Origin of the sequence: Streptomyces sp. NPDC001068 (genome assembly GCF_042897315.1) — a bacterium.
Taxonomy (GTDB): domain Bacteria; phylum Actinomycetota; class Actinomycetes; order Streptomycetales; family Streptomycetaceae; genus Streptomyces.
This window is the reverse complement of sequence record NZ_JBIAYD010000012.1, coordinates 302,528-318,988: the sequence shown is the minus strand read 5'-3', so window position 1 is coordinate 318,988 and position 16,461 is coordinate 302,528. Positions and strand designations below refer to the sequence as shown.

The window sequence follows — 16,461 nt, the reverse complement described above, 5'->3', positions numbered from 1 at the left end:
CCGTACGGCGGTGCTGGGCGATCCGTTACCCGGGCACCCGCCGCCGTTCAGCTGTGCGCCGCCAGCACGCCGGACGCGAAGGACGTGTCGCAGACCGGGCGGGCGTACGACTGGGCGCGCGAGGCCCCGTAGATGCGCACCGCGGCCCGGCCCAGCGCCCGCGCGATGGACGAGCAGTGCTCGGCCAGCGACGGGTGGCCGTTGACCGCCTGCTGGAGGTGGGTGAGGACCTGGCCCGGGTTCTTGTCCTGGAGCTCGGTCATCAGCCGGTCGCGCAGGACGTCCTGGGCGGCTCGCGGGACGGCCCGCGAGGAGACGGCCTTGGCGGAGGCGGTCTTGGCGGAGGCGGTCTTGGCGGAGACGTCGGCGTCGGTCACGTCGGTCGCGGTGAGCACCGAGTTCCGCGGGCTTCCCGTCCAGTTGACGCGGGTGACGGCGAGGGTCCCGGAGAGCACCAGGACGACGGGCAGGACGAGGGCGAGCGTGCGGCCGATACGGCGGGCAGGGCCGCCCCGGTGGCCGCGTCGCGTCTGAGGGGTGGTGGAGTGCTTCACGCGTGTGAGGGTAGCGTGCGGTAATGATTTGGCGACATTTAGTCACCGGTTCGGGGGATGGAGAAGGGCCGGGTTTCGGGTACGGGGTTGACGCACGCTGCTCGAAAACCACCCGCTTGCCGGGGTAATTCGGGGCAACGTCAAAGGCCCCGCAGCAGGCTGCGGGGCCTTTGACGTCAACCTGGGTGGATTCACCCTGGTCAGAGGTTTGTCACCGTGACGCGCACTCAGTCGGAGAGACGCTCGCCGGTGGACGTCGAGAACACGTGGGTCTCGCCCGGCCGCGGCACGACGTGCAGCGTGGCGCCCTTCTCCGGGACCGCGCGGCCGCTGACGCGGACGACCAGGTCCTTGAGGTCGTCGCCGACCTTGGCGCTGCCGTAGACGTAGCCGTCGGCGCCGAGCTCCTCGACGACGTTCACGGAGACCGCGAGGCCGGCCGGGGCGTCCTCGGAGTCCTTGGACAGGGATGCCGCGGCCTCGCCGTTGTGCTCGACGATGTCGAAGTGCTCGGGACGGACACCGACGGTCACGGTGCGGTCGCCCTTGTCGGCGGCGGCCTGGATCGCCTCGCGGTTGACCGGGACGACGCTGTTGCCGAACTTCACGCCGCCGTCGGTGATCGGGACCTCGACCAGGTTCATGGCGGGGGAGCCGATGAAGCCGGCGACGAAGAGGTTGGCCGGGCGGTCGTACATGTTGCGCGGTGAGTCGACCTGCTGGAGCAGACCGTCCTTGAGCACGGCGACCCGGTCGCCCATCGTCATGGCCTCGACCTGGTCGTGGGTGACGTAGACGGTGGTGATGCCGAGGCGGCGCTGCAGCGACGCGATCTGCGTACGCGTGGAGACACGGAGCTTGGCGTCCAGGTTGGACAGCGGCTCGTCCATGAGGAAGACCTGCGGCTCACGCACGATGGCGCGGCCCATCGCGACACGCTGGCGCTGACCGCCGGAGAGGGCCTTGGGCTTGCGGTCCAGGTACTCGGTGAGGTCGAGGATCTTCGCGGCCTCCTCGACCTTCTGCCGGATCTCCGCCTTGTTGACGCCGGCGATCTTGAGCGCGAAGCCCATGTTGTCGGCGACGGTCATGTGCGGGTACAGGGCGTAGTTCTGGAACACCATGGCGATGTCCCGGTCCTTGGGCGGCAGGTGCGTGACGTCGCGGTCGCCGATGCGGATGGCACCGCCGTTGACGTCCTCGAGCCCCGCGAGCATCCGGAGCGAGGTGGACTTGCCGCAGCCCGACGGGCCGACCAGGACGAGGAATTCGCCGTCCTCGATCGCGATGTCGAGGCCGTCGACGGCGGGCTTGGTGGAACCCGGGTAGATCCGGGTCGCCTTGTCGAACGTGACAGTGGCCATGGCTCAGAGGCCCCCTTCTACCGGCAGGAACGTGCCGGACGATCCGTTGTAGGAAGGTGGTGGTGTAGTCCACGTGAGTGAACTGGCTCAGGACGGTACCCGGCGTTCACCCCGTATGTCAGTACCTGGAGCCCTGTGAACTTCGCGGAAATTTTCGACGGGCACCGACCAGGTCGTGGGTACACTGCACTGGCGCACCCGTCGGGACGTGCGCGTGCCTCCTTAGCTCAGCTGGTCAGAGCGCCGCTCTTGTAAAGCGAAGGTCGTCGGTTCGAATCCGACAGGGGGCTCTTTCCGGCAGACGCCGACGGCCCCCGCGATCACGGATCGCGGGGGCCGTCGGCTGTCGGGGCGGGGTCAGCCGGTGACGGTCTTCGTCGCCTTGCTGGTCGCCGTGCCGTCGCTGTGGCCCGTGCGGTGGGCCGTGACCCGCACGGTGATCTTCCTGCCCTTCTGGGCCGCCTTCAGGGTCAGCGTGGAGCTGGTGGCCCCGCTGATCGCCTTGCCGTTCGCGTACCACTGGTACGCGTACGAGGTGGCGGCCGGGCTCCAGGTGCCGTGTGCCGCCGTCAGTTTCTTCCCGGTCTTCGCCGTGCCGGTGACCGTCGGGGCCTTGGTCGCCTTCGGCGCGTCGCCCTTCGCGATCGTCACCGCGGCCGAGGTCGCGGAGCCGCTCAGCCAGCCGCTCCTCACGGCCGTCACGGTCACGGTGAGCTTCTTGCCGAGCAGGGACGCCGGGACGGTGTACGACGCGGCGGTGGCCCCGGAGACCGCCTTGCCGTCGGCCTTCCACTGGTACGTGTAGGAGGTCGGGGCCGCCGACCAACTGCCGGTGGCCGCCGTGACCTTGGCGCCGACCTTGGCCGTGCCGGTGATCTTCGGGGCGGCCGTGCCGGTCAGCCGGGGCTGGGTCACCGTGAAGCCGCCGCTCTGGTACTCGCAGCAGAACGACAGCACGCTGACGGTCCAGTCGCCGACGGCCGCGCCGGTCAGGTCCAGGGTGGCCGTCACCGAACGGTTGTCGGCGGCGACCGAGTCGGCCTTCGCGGAGATCGTCCGGCCGGAGAGGCTCAGCCGTACCTGCGTGTTCGGGCCGAGCGCGGTGCCGGTGACCGTGACCTTCACCTTCGTGCCGCTCACCCCGGTGGCCGGGCTGACCCCCGTGACGCTCACCTTGTCGGTGCCGCAGATGACGGAGGAGCAGGCCAGCCGAGCGCTGTAGGAGGTGCTGGACGCGGTCTCGGGCAGGCCGAGCAGGAACACGGTCGGGGTGGCCGCCGGGGACGAGCCGAGCGCGGCGCAGTCGTAGCCGTCGCCGTCCGAACCGATGTAGTGGACGCAGCCGTTGCGCCAGGACGCCGGGTTGTACAGCGCCGGTACGGCCGTGTCGGCCGCGCCCGCGGTGTCCTTGATGTCGGCGGAGAAGCGGTCGAGACCGGCGGTCGGCAGGACCGCGCAGACGGCGCTGTGCGCCTCGTCGAGGGTGCCGGTGACCGGGCCGTACCCGTACGACACCGACGGGACCCTGGTGCACTCGGGCGCGGGGCCGTCGGCGGTCGCGATACGCAGGGCGTCCAGGTGGTACTGGGGCGCGGCCCGCAGCGTGGCCGGGGTCTGCACCAGGACCTGGTGGGTGGTGGACCCGGTGACCGCGCAGGCGCTGTTGCGGAAGGAGCACTCGCTCTTTCCGTCGCCGCCGAACACCGCGATGTTCGCCGTGCCGAGCGCGTCCCGCACGTTGAGGTGGACGACGTCGGTGGCGGCGGGGGTGGTGACCTGGACGCAGTCGACGGTGCCGGCGGCGCCGTATCCGCGTGTCACGGAGGGGCCGCCGACCTTGGCCGCCGTGGTCCTCGCGCAGCCCGCCGAGGTCGCGGAGGCGGTGACGTCCCGGCGGCTCAGCGTGTACGTGGCCGCCTTGTCCTGGCCGGTGACCAGGACGGTGTGTGCCTGGCCCGGGGTGAGCGGGCAGACGCTCCAGCCGTCGGTGGAGGCGTAGCGCTCGCAGACCTTCTTGCCGGTGGCGTCCAGCACCGAGAACATCGCGGGTACGTCCCCGGGCGTGGCCAGCTGGAGCAGCTCGGCGCCGGTGTGGGCGTCCGCCGGGATGCTCAGGCACTGCGAGAAGTCGCCGTCACCGGTGGCGAACGTGGCCTTCGCGCCGTCGGCCGCGAAGCTGCCGGCGGGCAGCACCGGGCAGCCCTCGGGGACGTCGGTGCGGTGCAGGGCGACGCTGTAGGGGCCGGTCGCGCCCTCGGCCTGGTACCTGCTGTGCAGCAGCAGGCGGTAGGGCGCGGTGCCGGTGAGCGCGCAGTCACCGGCCCCGAGGGCCTGCGCGTCGCACTGGGCGGTGCCGGTGGCGTCGACGACCTCCACGTCGGGGTGGACGCCGGCGGAGGCCAGCGGGCGGAGCGCGGCGATCCGGGCGTTCCGCGGGGCGGGCAGGGTCAGGCAGTCGTACTGGCCGGGCGTGCTCAGCTCACCCTGGTGCAGGCCGTATCCGGTGGTCACGCACCCGGCGTCGGAGGCGCGGTCGAGGACGATCACGCCCTGGCGGGCGGGGCCCTCGGGGATCGCGGTGTAGGTGCCGGCCGCGGGTATCCGGCACGGGTCGGTGCCGGAGCGGCACACGCTCCTGCCGTCCGCGCCGTAGACCTGGACCGGGCCGGTGCCGCGGTCCTCGTCGACGTAGTGGACGGTGTAGAGGCCGGCCTTGTCGGTGGTGAAGGTGTGGCAGCCGCCGACGGTGAGGTCCTGCGGGTCCAGGGCGCCGTAGGGGCGGACCGGGGCGGTGGCGCAGCCCCGGGGGTCGTTCAGGCGGCGGGCGGCGACCGTGTACCCGGCCGGGAAGCCGTTCTCCGAGTAGGTGACCTGGGAGATCACCCGGTAGGGGCCGCTGCCGGTCAGCACGCAGCCGTCCTCGCCGTCCTCCGGGAAGTGCGGGCAGACGCGGGCGCCGGTCGCGTCGGTGAGCCACGCGGTGGTGCTGCCGTAGACCGAGGTGGCGGCGGTGAGGACGATGCGCTCGCCGGGCCGCCCGGTGAAGGGCTGGCAGTCGACCTCGGCCGGGCCGACGCTGGTGCGGGTGGCGGGCGGCTGGTCCCAGCCGGTGCCGGTCGGGTCGAAGCAGCCCGGGGTGGCCGAGCCGAGCGGGACGACGGTGAGCGTCGAGGCGGCGAGGTCCCAGGCGGTGTTGACGACCTTGAGGGTGTAGTCGCCGGCCGCGGGCAGGTCGCACCAGCCCTTGACGCGGTACTCGGTGTCGTAGCAGTCGAGTTGGGTGCCGTCGGCGGTGTACAGCTGTGGGTACAGGTCACTGCTGCCGGCGCCGAGGGAGACCAGGTGCAGGCCGGGCGCCTCGGCGGTGAGGGTGAAGCAGGTGCTGCCGTCCGCCGGCACCGACACCTTGGCCTCCGCGTCCCCGGGGTCGCCGAAGGACGCGAGGGGCAGCGGTGCGCACGCCGGGTCGTCGTCGGCGCGGGCGGTCCCGGCGCCGGTGAGGGTGAGCAGTGAGGCGAGCAGTGAGACGACCAGGACCGTCACGGCGGTGAGCCGCCCGGGTCCGGTCGCCGTAGCGGAACCGGTGCCGGGCACGGTGAGTGCCATCAATTCCCCCCTGGAACACGGATGATGGGCCGATGTTCGCACACAGGAACGACACAGCCTCAACGGGTTTCCAGGGGCGTCCGAGCCGCGGGTGACCTCAGTGCCGTCCCGCCACCCGGTCCGCGAGCCGGGCCAGGCGGGAGGAGTCGGTGCTCGGCCGGCGGCGTTCCCGCCGGTCGGCGGTGCGGTAGGTGGCGTACATGCCCTGGACGCCGAGCCAGCGGAAGGGTTCGGGCTCCCACTTGCGGACCTTGTGGTCCACCCACGGCAGTTCGGTCAGGTCGGTGCGGCCGGCCTGCCCGGAGTCGAGCTGGACGAGGTCGCGCAGCGTCCGTCCGGCGAGGTTGGTGGTGGCGACGCCGGAGCCGACGTAGCCGCCCGCCCAGCCGAGCCCCGTGGCGCGGTCGAGGGTGACGGTCGCGCACCAGTCGCGCGGCACCCCGAGCACCCCGGACCAGGCGTGTTCGACGGCGACACCCGCCAGGGAGGGGAAGAACCGCACCAGGAGCTCGTGGAGGGCCTCGACCGTCGCCTGCTGCGTCCGGCCGTCGTTGTCCGTGCGGGAGCCGAAGCGGTACGGCACCCCGCGCCCGCCGAGCGCGATCCGTCCGTCGGCGGTGCGCTGGGCGTACATGTAGGCGTGCGCCATGTCGCCGAGGGTCTCGCGGCCCGCCCAGCCCACCGACTCCCACTGCTCGTCGGTCAGCGGCGCGGTGGCGATCATCGAGGAGTTCATCGGCAGCCAGGTGCGCTTCTGGCCCCTGAGGTTCGCGGTGAAGCCCTCGGTGCAGCGCAGGACGTAGGGGGCGCGGACCGTGCCGTAGGGCGTGACGGCGTGCTTCGGGCGGATCTCGGTCACCGGGGTGGACTCGTGGATCCGCACCCCGAGCGCCTCCACGGCCGCCGCCAGCCCCTTCACCAGCTTCACGGGGTGCAGCCGGGCGCCGTGCGGGGTCCAGGTGCCGCCCACCGCGTCGGCGACGCGGATCCGCTCCCTGGTCTCCCGGGCGCCGTACAGTTCGCGGTCCTGTTCGCCGTACGACAGTTCGTGCTCGTGGAAGGCCCGCAGCCGGGCCAGCTGGGCGGGGGTGGTGGCCACCTCCAGCACGCCGCCCTTGTGCAGGTCGGCGTCGATGCCCTCGGCGGCGGCGACCGCGACGACCTCGTCGACGGTCTCGTTCATGGCCTTCTGGAGCCGTACGGCGGCCTCGTGGCCGTGCAGCGCCGCGTACCGGTCGCGGCCGGCGATGCCGTTGTAGAGCCAGCCGCCGTTGCGTCCGGAGGCGCCGTAGCCGCAGAACTTCTGCTCCAGGACCGTGACGCGGAGGAAGGGGGCGGCCTTCTTCAGGTAGTACGCGGTCCACAGGCCGGTGTAGCCACCGCCCACGATCACCACGTCCGCCGACGCGTCCCCGTCGAGCGGCTCCCGTACCGCCGGGAGGCCGTCGTGCGCGTACCAGAAGGAGATGCCGCCGTTGACGACACTGCTTGCCGAGCTGCTCATGGCCGGACGTTAACCCTTGAGGGCGGCCAGTGTCTCCTTCGGATTCCATGCTTTTCCACGGCCTCTGACCAGCGGATAGCAGGCGAATCCGATCAGCGCGGCGACGAAGTGCCCGAGGTCGGTGAAGGTCGGCGACCCGGCCAGCGGCAGCCCGTAGACCAGCACGACGACCGCGGCGTACGCGTACCGCCAGGGCGTCGCGATGCGGTACGAGAGCACCGCGACCACCCCGGCCAGCGCGTAACTCACCCCGATGTCCAGGGTGTTGACCGCGGAGTGCGGGACGATGCCGTCGTGGATGCCCTTCAGCAGCGCACCCTCGCTGATCAGGGTGGCCAGCACGTGCGCGGCCACGCACACCACGAGCCAGCGGACCGTGCCCAGCCAGCGTTCCGCGGGTGCGTGGAAGACGGTGTAGAGGAAGGCGTACGGCACCCAGTGGCCGCCTCCGATCCACATCGCGCTGGCGACCAGCACCCGCACCGGGTTGTCGGACAGCTCACGGATGTTGGTGGACCGCTGCCGCAGGAACTGCTGCTCGAACTCGGGTGACATGTGGTGCAGGGCGACCGTCGTCACGAACAGGATCGCCAGCCAGACGTACGTGCCGGGAGCGCTGCGGACGTACGCCCACACCTTGCCGCCGAGGCCCCGGAGAATTCGCATGAGGCGATTCATGCACGGTCGCAACGTCGCTCGGGTGATTGACATTCCGGGGCGGCCGATCTCCCGCCGCTCCCGTTGTCGGTGGGGAGCTGCAAGATGGGGGTATGGCGAGGACTGGGACCGGCGGGACCGGTGGCGGCAAGGTGAAGGGCGCGCGGCGGCCGGAGGTGCGGCTGCCCGAGCTGGAGCCCTGGTCCGGCGGCGAGCTGGAGCCGGACGGGGACTACGACGGGCTGGCGTTCGGCGAGGCGGACTTCGTCGGGCAGGACGGCGCGGGCGCCCGGTTCATGGACTGCGCGCTGACGGGCTGCGCCTTCGACGAGACGGGGCTGCGCCACGCCCGCCTGCTGGACACGGTCCTCACCGCGCCGAGAGGCGTCGGCACCGACCTCGCCGACGCGACCCTGCGCGATGTCGAGGTGGTCGACGCCCGGCTGGGCGGCACCCAGCTGCACGGTTCCGTCCTGGAGCGCGTGGTGATCCGCGGCGGCAAGATCGACTACCTCAACCTGCGCACGGCCAAGCTCAGGGACGTGGTCTTCGAGGGCTGCGTCCTGGTGGAACCGGACTTCGGCGACGCCGTCCTGGAGCGGGTGGAGTTCACCGACTGCACCCTGAAGGCGGCCGACTTCACGGGGACGACGATGAAGGACGTCGATCTGCGGGGCGCCGCGTCCCTGGAGATCAGCCGAGGGGTGGAGCGGCTGGCCGGGGCGGTCATCAGCATGTCCCAGCTGCTGGATCTCGCCCCGGTGCTGGCGGCGCAGCTGGGGATTCGGGTGGAGGGGTGACCGACCCCGCGGACCGCGCCCCTCAGCGCCCCGCGAGGCGGGCGGGGCCGTGCCGAGGTGTCGCCGCCGTCGCCCGGACGCCACCGGCCCGCGGCCACGGACCGGCGCGGCCCCCGTATCGCCGGTGCTCAGGCCGGGGGCGGGGGCGCGGCCGTCTTCCGCAGCCCCAGGTGGTCGTCCGGGTCCTGCAGCCGGTCCTGCTGGGCGGCGAGCATGCGCCGCACCGCGGGTTCCGGCATCCGGACCACCACCGGCCGGGGCAGGGTCAACTCCCGTACGGCGGTGTTCGTACGGCCGGGGAGCAGCCGGTTGCTCACCGTCGCCACCACCCGCACGTCCAGCGTGAACTGCACCAGGACCGACGCGGCCTTGGGCTTGTGCAGCGGCATCGAACCCGAGGCGTTCACCGCCGCGTCGGCCGCGCCGCCGCTGCCGCCGGCGTTGGCCATCAGCTGGTTGAGGCGGAACTCGTCGGCGTTGAGCAGTCCCGCGCCCGCCAGTCCGCGGGCCGAGCGGCCGTGGTCCTCGGAGCTGAGGCCGTCGGTCTGGGTGGGCCGGGGCGCGTCCAGGTGGCTCTGCCCCACCGTCTCGAAGGTCATCTTGTCGCCCACACCCAGCACCCGGCCGTCCCGCAACCGCGCGTGCAGGGACGCCCGCAGGTCCTGGCCGGCCGCACCGGTGGCGTGCACCGGCGGCAGCTCCGCACCCGCGGAGGTCAGTAGCGGCAGCGCCGCGATCAGCGACTCGGTGGAGACGGCCTCGTTCAGGGTGTAGGCGGCAGCCTGGCCCTTGCTGTGGAAGCGGTCCCCGCCACCGGCCTCCCGGACCGCGGCGCCGACCAGCTCCCGGATCTGCGGGGCGCCCTGGAAGCCGTTGACCTGCGCCTCCATCGGCAGCCGCGCGCCTCCCGACCGCCAACTGCCGAGCGCGGCCGGGCGGCCGCCGCGCGGTCCGGGCGCGGGGGGCACCGGCTGGGGGGCCGGCGCGGTCACCCGGCCGAGGGCGGCCAGGTCCTTCTCCAGCACTCGGTGGGTCAGCGCCTGGCGGCCCAGGGAGACCAGCGCCACCCGGCGGTCGCCCCGGTGCAGTTCGAGGGTCGCCTCGATCGGCACCCGCATCTTCGACGACTTCGCCGTCTTCGCCTCCGCGACCGTCTTCATGCCGAGCTGGCCGCGGGACGCCGTACCGGAGCGCCGTGCGCCGCCCGAGCCGACACCGAGTCCCGCCGCACCGCCCATGCTCTTCAGCTGCCCGGCGCCGCCGTCCGGTTTGCCGGAGCCGGCGAAGATCCCCTCCACGCCGGTCGACACGCCCTCGTCGTGGGAGGCGGCCTGCTGGGCGACGGCCGCGGTGATGTACTCCAGGTCCCGGCCGTCGTCCGCCGCGCCCTCGTGACTGCCGTCGCCCAGGCGGTTGACCTTGAACACCGCCCAGTAGGGAGTCCTGCGGCCGTCGAACAGCTCGACGGTGACCCCGCCGTCCATGGCGCCGGAGAGCAGACCGGCGCTGCCGTCGCGGTCCAGGACGCGCAGCAGCCGCTGCACGTTGTCGTTGCGGTCGCCCAACTGCTGCCGGGGCAGCAGGTCGTCCGCGAGGCCCTGTTGCCCGCTCTCCGCGAGGCGGGTACGCAGCCGGGCCAGCAGCGGCACGAAGTTCGGCAGGTTCTCGATCATGCCGAAGCCGAGGGGCAGGGCGCGGCCGAAGGACGGACCGGCGGCGGGCGGCGGCGCGGACGTGGTGGACGCGGTCTCCGTCGCCGTCCTTCCTCGAGTGTCCCCGCGGGCCTCTTCCCGGGCCTCGCGTTCGGCGCCCGCCCGGGAGCTCTCCGCCGCGCGCCGGCCGGGCCGGGAGCTCACCGCGGGCCGCCGCGTCGGCCGGGACGACGGCGGCGCCATCACCGGCTCCGGTTCGGGGTCGAGCCCCAGCTGTCTACGGATCGAGGCGGGCAGCTGCGCCTCGGTCAGCCACACCGCCGCCTCGCCCGGCAGCGTGCGGCCGGCCGTCGCCACGTAGGGGCCGCCGCCGGTCACCTTGACCTCGGCGACCATGGTGACCAGCAGGTCGCACTGGACCAGGTACAGCGGCGCCTTCTTCGGGGTGTGCGCGTTGCGCTCGACGGTGCCGGACAGCGCCGCGGACCTGGCGTCGCCCTCGCCGCTGGTGCGGTTCCCGGACAGGCCCTGGCCCAGCCGCCACTCCGGGCCGTTCTCCGAGCCGGTGGCGCCGGCCTGCCAGGTGCTGGTGGTGCTCTGCCCCTCCTGGCCGGCCGCCTGGTGGCCGCCGAGCACGAAGGTCTCGGTGCCCGGACCCGCGCCCTGGTGCAGGAACTTGGGATTGGCCAGCGTGAGCCGGGTGCCCACGGCTCCGTTCAGCGCGGCGAGCCGGCGCGGATAGCGCAGGTTCTTCACCACCCAACCGGAGGACGCGGCCTGCCGCAGCGACGCCGTGATGGCCTGCGGGCCGAACCGTTCCTCGATCGCCAGCCGCGGCGCGAGCCCTTCGGCCTGCAGCGCGGGGTCCTCGCGGACGCCCTTGTTGCGGGCGGCGGCCTTGGACAGCAGCTGGAAGGCGAGGTCCCGGACGGCCTGGCCGTCGCCGACGGTCTCGACCAACTGCCAGTCCCGCAGCGCCTGTCCGGTGGACGGCCGGGGCACGAGCGTGGCCAGGTCGCCGATGCCCTCGGCGGTGACGGCGTGGTCGGGCCGCGGGGTCTGCGCCCGCCGCCGGTCGCGCACCGCCTCCTGCCGCTGCCGGCCCTCCTCGTCGAGGGTGAACTCCGTCGGGGTGACCAGCCGCACGTCCTGCTCGTCCAGGTGCAGGCCCGCCAGCGGAGTGGCCTCCGGTGCGTCCCGGCCCGGGGAGCCGGGGGTGAGGGCGCGGCCGAGCTTGCGCTGCCGGGAGGTCATGGTGACGTCGACGTCCAGGCGCAGGGCCGCCCCGAAGGTGCTGGCCTTCTCGGAGCCGTTGGTGAGGATGTCGGTGCGGGTGGTGGGGCCGCCCTGGTTGCGGCGGGTGCCGGCGCGGTGCCGCTCGTAGCGGGCCGAGCCGGTCAGGATGCCGGGGACGATCCTCGCCTGGCCGAGTACGAGACCGCCGATCGAACGCGAACTGCTGCGCCCGCTCTGCGCGTTGCCGGTGACACCGGAGTGGCTGCGCACCAGCCAGTTGTCGGTGTCGCCGAGGTAGCCGGTCTCGCGGAGCTGTCCTCGGACCCGGAGCTGCACGTCGTGGGCGTGCAGCGTGGCCTTGCGGCGCAGCCGCACCCGGATGCCGGTCGTGGTCAGCTGGTCCTTGTTGACCCGCAGGTTGGTCTCGGACAGGGCGGCCATCAGCTCCCGGTGGTTGCGCCGCTGGAGCGCCGCCTCCTCCTTGCCCGGCGTCGAGGGGGCCGCGTCCGTCCCGAAGGCGGGGAGGTAGCCGGCCAGCCGGGGGTCGGTCGCGAACAGCTCCTGTACGGCCCGGACCATGGGGCCGGTGTCGAGCTGGCTGAGGGTGACGCTGGAGCCCATGGCACCGAACGGGAGGTGCCGCTCGACGTCGGTCTCCTCGCCGTTCTCGTCGGTCCGCCGGGGCTTCTCGACGAACTGCCCGGCCTCGACGCCCGGCGGCAGCGGCAGCCCGAGCGACTGGGCCTCGTCGGCCCGCAGGCTCATCCACACCCGCATCGAGTGGCGGGCGACCCGGGTCCCGGGGCGCAGCACGTTCTCGGCCGAGCGCGGGCCGGTGCCCTCCGCGGTGAGGTCGACGGTTGCGAGGTAGAGCACCTTGTCACCGCGCACCTCGGCGCCCTGGCGGCTCGACACGGTCTGCTCGGCCACCGTGAACCTGGCCTTGCGGGCCGCCGCGACCGGCATCGCCGTGGCCCTGAGCACGGCGGCGTTGCCGGACGCCCCGACGCCGATGGCCGGGCCCAGACCGCCGGTCACGGCACGCCCCTTGCCGGCGCTCTCGGTGACCGTGTGCTGGGTCTGCTGGTGGGTGCGCAGCTGGGTCCCGCCGGTGCCCCAGGCGGGTGACATGCCGGTGATCTCGGCGCGCATGCGGTAGCTGCCGACGGTGCTGCCGTCCTTGGACGCCAGGTCCTCGCCGACGACGCCGTCGCGCAGCAGCCGGGGCATGTCCTCCAGGACGGTCGCCGTGGCGGTCGCCTCGTGGAGCCGGGCGCGGCCGGGAGCGCCGGGGGCGGTGAGCGAAGGGTGCAGGACGCCCGCGACCGTGTCGAAGAGCCCGCCGCCGCCCTGGTGCGGGGCGGCGGTGTCGGTCACCGCGACCGGGGCCATGGAGTCGGCGAGGGAGACGCGGCGGGCGGTGCCGGCCTGGATGGGCGCCGGGGCGGCGGGTGCCGCGGTGCCGGCCGGGACGAGGTGTTCGGTGGGCACGCGCTGGGTGAGGGTGCCGGAGCCGTGGAAGGTCTGCGCCTCCGCGGTGCCGTGCTTCTTGACCCGCACGCCGTAGCGCACCTTGCGCGGTGCCTCCACCGAGCCCTTCTCGCTGCGCAGCACCCGGGGTTCGGCCACGTTGCGCTGGCTGCGGGACTCCCGCGAGGACTGCCAGGGCTGGGCGTTGGCGAGGCCGGCGCCGCCGAGCCACAGGCCCGGTACGACGGGCGCGAGCCCGAAGGCCATGCCGCCCAGCCCCTTGCTGGATCCGCCGCTCGCGGTCGTCGCGACGGTGGTGGCGGTGTTGTGCTGGACGTCGACCTTGGTGTCCTTGCCCTCGGACTCGTCGATCGGGGCGAGCGGTGCCCCGTCCGGGTCGGCCAGCGTGTTGGCGAGCAGGTCCTTGGGGTGGAAGACCGGCGGCCGGTCGTCGGGGGCGCGGGTGATACTGACGGTGACGTCGTACGACTCCTTGGCGGTCCGGCCCTGGACCGTGAAGGCGCGGCCCTGTCCGTAGAACGACTCGGGGCGCCCGGCCAGCTCGGCCGCGATGTCGGAGACCGTGCCGTCACCGCGTCCGACGACGGCGGCGACCGCGTTGCGCACGAACTCCTGTCCGGTCAGCCCGTAGGCGGTGGACAGTCCGGCGGCCTGGAAGTCCATCAGGTAGGGCGGCAGCACCTGTCCCGGATCGCTGCGTTCCTCCTCGACGGCGGCCACCGGCGCCACCGGACGGCCGCGGACCGCCGGCGGCCGGACGGCGCCCTTGCCCTTGGCGTTCCGCAGCGCCTGTGTGGTGGCCGCGTTCCCGGCGGCGCCCGCGATGGCGAGCAGCGCGTGTTCGGTGGGTCCGATGGACGTGCCGGGCCCCGCGGGCGTGGTGTTGACGGGCACGGTGGAGCCGGGGGGCTTGGCGGTGACCGAAGCCCGGGAGCCCCTGGTGGAGGCGTCTTTCCCGCTGTCGCCTGCGTGTCGCTGCTTCCGCACGGAGTCAACGTAAAGGCGGTCGGGTCGGGCGGAACGTCTTCCGCAGCACTTGTCACCCCCGCCTCGGTGGGCGGTCAACTTCCGTACATCCAGGCGTCGTTCAGCAGGGCGGACGGGTACTCCGGGCCGGGGTCACGACACCCTCGGGAAGCGGGCCTGGAGCGTCCAGATCGCCGGGTTGTCCGCCAGGCCCTCGTGCATGTCGGTGAGGTCGGCGATCAGGTCGTGCAGGAAGTCCCTTGCCTCCCGGCGCAGTTCGGCGTGCGAGAAGGTCAGCGCGGGTTCCTCGGCCGGCATCCAGTCCGCCTCGACGTCCACCCAGCCGAAGCGGCGCTCGAAGAGCATGCGGTCGGTGGACTCGGTGAAGTCGAGTTCCGCGTGCTGGGGCCGGGCGGCCCGGGAGCCCGCCGGATCGCGGTCGATCCGCTCCACGATGTCGCACAGCGCCCACGCGAAGTCGAGCACCGGCACCCATCCCCAGGCTGTGGACAGCTCCCGGTCCGCCTTGGTGTCCGCGAGGTAGACGTCCCCGCAGAACAGGTCGTGGCGCAGCGCGTGGACGTCCACCCGCCGGTAGTCGGTCTGGGGCGGGTCCGGGAACCGGTTGGAGAGGGCATAGCCGATGTCGAGCACGTCGTCGATGGTGTCATGGCGTCCTACGATCACGTGCGTGCCCCGATCCCTGCCCGCGCTTCCCGCCGCCCTCCCCGCCGCGCTGCTGTGCCTCGCGCTGGCCGCGTGCGACGGCGGGGTGCACGGCACTCCGGGCGGCTCGGGCGTGCGCGACCCGTACTTCCCGAAGGCGGGCAACGGCGGCTACGACGTCGGCCACTACGGCCTCACCCTCGCTTACGACCCGGACGGCGGCCGTCTCACCGGCACCGCCGTGATCACCGCCCGGGCCACCCGGGACCTGTCCGCCTTCGACCTGGACCTGCGGGGACTGCACCTCGACGAGGTCACCGTCGAGGGCCGCGGGGCCCGCTGGAACCGGGCCGGCCAGGAGCTGACCGTCCGCCCGCACGACGACCTGGACCGGGGCGAGACCTTCACCACGACCGTGCGCTATTCCGGCCGGCCGGAGACGATCACCGACCCCGACGGCTCGGAGGAGGGCTGGCTGCCCACCGCGGACGGCGCGCTCGGGCTCGGCGAGCCGGTCGGGTCCATGGCCTGGTTCCCCGGCGACCACCACCCGTCGGACAAGGCGTCGTACGACATCACGGTCACCGTCCCGGCGGGCCTCCAGGCCGTCTCCAACGGGGAGCTGAAGAGCGAGACGACGAGGAACGGCCGTACCACCACCGTCTGGCACACCGCCGAGCCGATGGCGAGCTACGTCGCCACGGTCGCCGTCGGCCACTACACGATCTCCCGCTCCACCACCCCGGACGGCCTGCCGGTGTACACGGCCGTGGACCCGACGCAGGCCGCCGCCGCCGACCGGGTGCTGGCGAGGATCCCCGAGATCATGGCGTGGGAGACGTACAACTTCGGGCCCTACCCGTTCTCCTCGACCGGCGCGATCGTGGACCGTCCGGCGGACTCCGGATACGCCCTGGAGACCCAGAACCGGCCCGTCTTCCCCGGCGCCCCGGACACCGCGACCCTCGTCCACGAACTCGCCCACCAGTGGTACGGCGACTCGGTCACCCCGAGGACCTGGCGGGACATGTGGCTCAACGAGGGATTCGCGACCTACGCCGAGTGGCTCTGGGCTGAGGACCACGGCGGCCCGACCGCCCAGCAGACCTTCGACAAGGTCTACCGGAGTCCCGCGGACAGCGACCTGTGGGCGTTCCCGCCCGCCGAGCCGTCGAGCGCCGCGGACATCTCGGACCGGCCGGTGTACGACCGCGGCGCGATGGTCCTGCAGAAGATCCGCCAGAAGGTCGGCGACGACACGTTCTACGACATCGTCCAGGGCTGGGCCGCCGCCCACCGTCACGGCAACGCGGACACCGCCGCGTTCACGGCGTACGTGGAGAAGAAGGCGCCCGGCGAGGACTTCTCCGCCGTCTGGAAGGACTGGCTGTACGGCGACGGCAGACCGGCCCGGCCCTAGACGTCCGGGCCCTGGACGTCCGGGCCCAGTTGCTTGCGCAGCACCGCACACGGCCGCCCGAGCTGCCGGTCCGGGCGGTGCCCGATCACCTCGTACCCGAGGGCCGTCCAGAAGGCGAGCCCCTTCGGGTTGTCCTCCAGCACGGCCAGCCGTACGGCGGCCCGCCCCGCCGCCCGGAACCGCTCCTCGACGCCCTCCGCGATCCGCCGCCCGTACCCGCGCGCCCGCGCCCCCGCGTCCACCAGCAGCAGCCCGATCCACGGATCCGGGTCCGCCGGGTCAGGATGCCGGGCCAGTGTGATCACCACTCCGACCAGCCGCCCCTCGGCCCGCGCCAGCAGCACCTCCACGTCCGGACTCACCAGCTCGTCGGCGAGCGCCCCGGCCACCTGCTCCGGCCGGATGTCGTCCGGATCCGGAAACTCCCCGCTGAGCGCCTGGAACTCCCGGTCCGAGGCGTACAGCGCGGTCAGCTCGGTGAGCAGCGGGGCCGGGATGTCGTGGTCGGGCGTGAGGAGCAGCGGGGCGAGGATCATGCGGGCAAC

General features: G+C 73.2%; 10 protein-coding genes and 1 tRNA gene. 3 read left to right on the top strand and 8 right to left on the bottom strand.

Translation table 11 applies throughout. From position 1 onward, the window contains the following. Window positions 1-47: 47 nt before the first annotated feature. Window positions 48-554 (bottom strand): hypothetical protein, encoded by a 507-nt coding sequence (locus tag ACFY3I_RS32430; RefSeq protein WP_365289708.1) that lies wholly within the window; start codon window positions 552-554, stop codon window positions 48-50. A gap of 227 nt (window positions 555-781) precedes the next feature. Then, window positions 782-1,918 carry a sn-glycerol-3-phosphate ABC transporter ATP-binding protein UgpC gene (locus ACFY3I_RS32425; protein WP_365289706.1) on the bottom strand — a complete coding sequence of 379 codons (1,137 nt, stop codon included), beginning with the start codon at window positions 1,916-1,918 and terminating at the stop codon, window positions 782-784. Window positions 1,919-2,134: 216 nt separating this feature from the next. Between ACFY3I_RS32425 and ACFY3I_RS32420 the strand changes: the two genes are divergently transcribed. Continuing rightward, window positions 2,135-2,208: transfer RNA gene (locus tag ACFY3I_RS32420), tRNA-Thr, on the top strand. Between the two features lie 67 nt (window positions 2,209-2,275). On the opposite strand, the gene ACFY3I_RS32415 is transcribed toward ACFY3I_RS32420, so the two are convergent. The 3 genes from ACFY3I_RS32415 to ACFY3I_RS32405 form a co-directional block, all read right to left on the bottom strand. After that, window positions 2,276-5,524, bottom strand: coding sequence for a Tat pathway signal protein (locus tag ACFY3I_RS32415; RefSeq protein WP_390864624.1), 3,249 nt, complete (start codon window positions 5,522-5,524; stop codon window positions 2,276-2,278). A gap of 97 nt (window positions 5,525-5,621) precedes the next feature. Continuing rightward, window positions 5,622-7,028: an NAD(P)/FAD-dependent oxidoreductase gene (locus ACFY3I_RS32410; protein WP_390864623.1), complete on the bottom strand. Its 1,407-nt coding sequence runs from the start codon at window positions 7,026-7,028 to the stop codon at window positions 5,622-5,624. Between the two features lie 9 nt (window positions 7,029-7,037). Then, entirely contained in the window at window positions 7,038-7,694 is a 657-nt protein-coding gene (locus ACFY3I_RS32405) for a rhomboid-like protein (RefSeq protein ID WP_390864622.1), read from the bottom strand. Between the two features lie 104 nt (window positions 7,695-7,798). On the opposite strand from ACFY3I_RS32405, the gene ACFY3I_RS32400 reads away from it, so the two are divergent. After that, window positions 7,799-8,485, top strand: coding sequence for a pentapeptide repeat-containing protein (locus ACFY3I_RS32400; protein ID WP_390864621.1), 687 nt, complete (start codon window positions 7,799-7,801; stop codon window positions 8,483-8,485). Between the two features lie 128 nt (window positions 8,486-8,613). Here the strand turns inward: ACFY3I_RS32400 and ACFY3I_RS32395 are convergent, their stop codons facing one another. Then, window positions 8,614-13,851, bottom strand: a complete 5,238-nt coding sequence (locus ACFY3I_RS32395; protein ID WP_390864620.1) for a hypothetical protein — start codon at window positions 13,849-13,851, stop codon at window positions 8,614-8,616. Window positions 13,852-13,983: 132 nt separating this feature from the next. Beyond that, entirely contained in the window at window positions 13,984-14,484 is a 501-nt protein-coding gene (locus ACFY3I_RS32390; RefSeq protein ID WP_365289930.1) for a hypothetical protein, read from the bottom strand. 7 nt (window positions 14,485-14,491) lie between these two features. On the opposite strand from ACFY3I_RS32390, the gene ACFY3I_RS32385 reads away from it, so the two are divergent. Continuing rightward, window positions 14,492-15,916, top strand: coding sequence for a M1 family metallopeptidase (locus ACFY3I_RS32385; RefSeq protein WP_390864619.1), 1,425 nt, complete (start codon window positions 14,492-14,494; stop codon window positions 15,914-15,916). On the opposite strand, the gene ACFY3I_RS32380 is transcribed toward ACFY3I_RS32385, so the two are convergent. Continuing rightward, window positions 15,913-16,452 (bottom strand): GNAT family N-acetyltransferase, encoded by a 540-nt coding sequence (locus ACFY3I_RS32380; RefSeq protein ID WP_390864618.1) that lies wholly within the window; start codon window positions 16,450-16,452, stop codon window positions 15,913-15,915. The genes ACFY3I_RS32385 and ACFY3I_RS32380 overlap by 4 nt on opposite strands. Window positions 16,453-16,461: the final 9 nt, after the last annotated feature.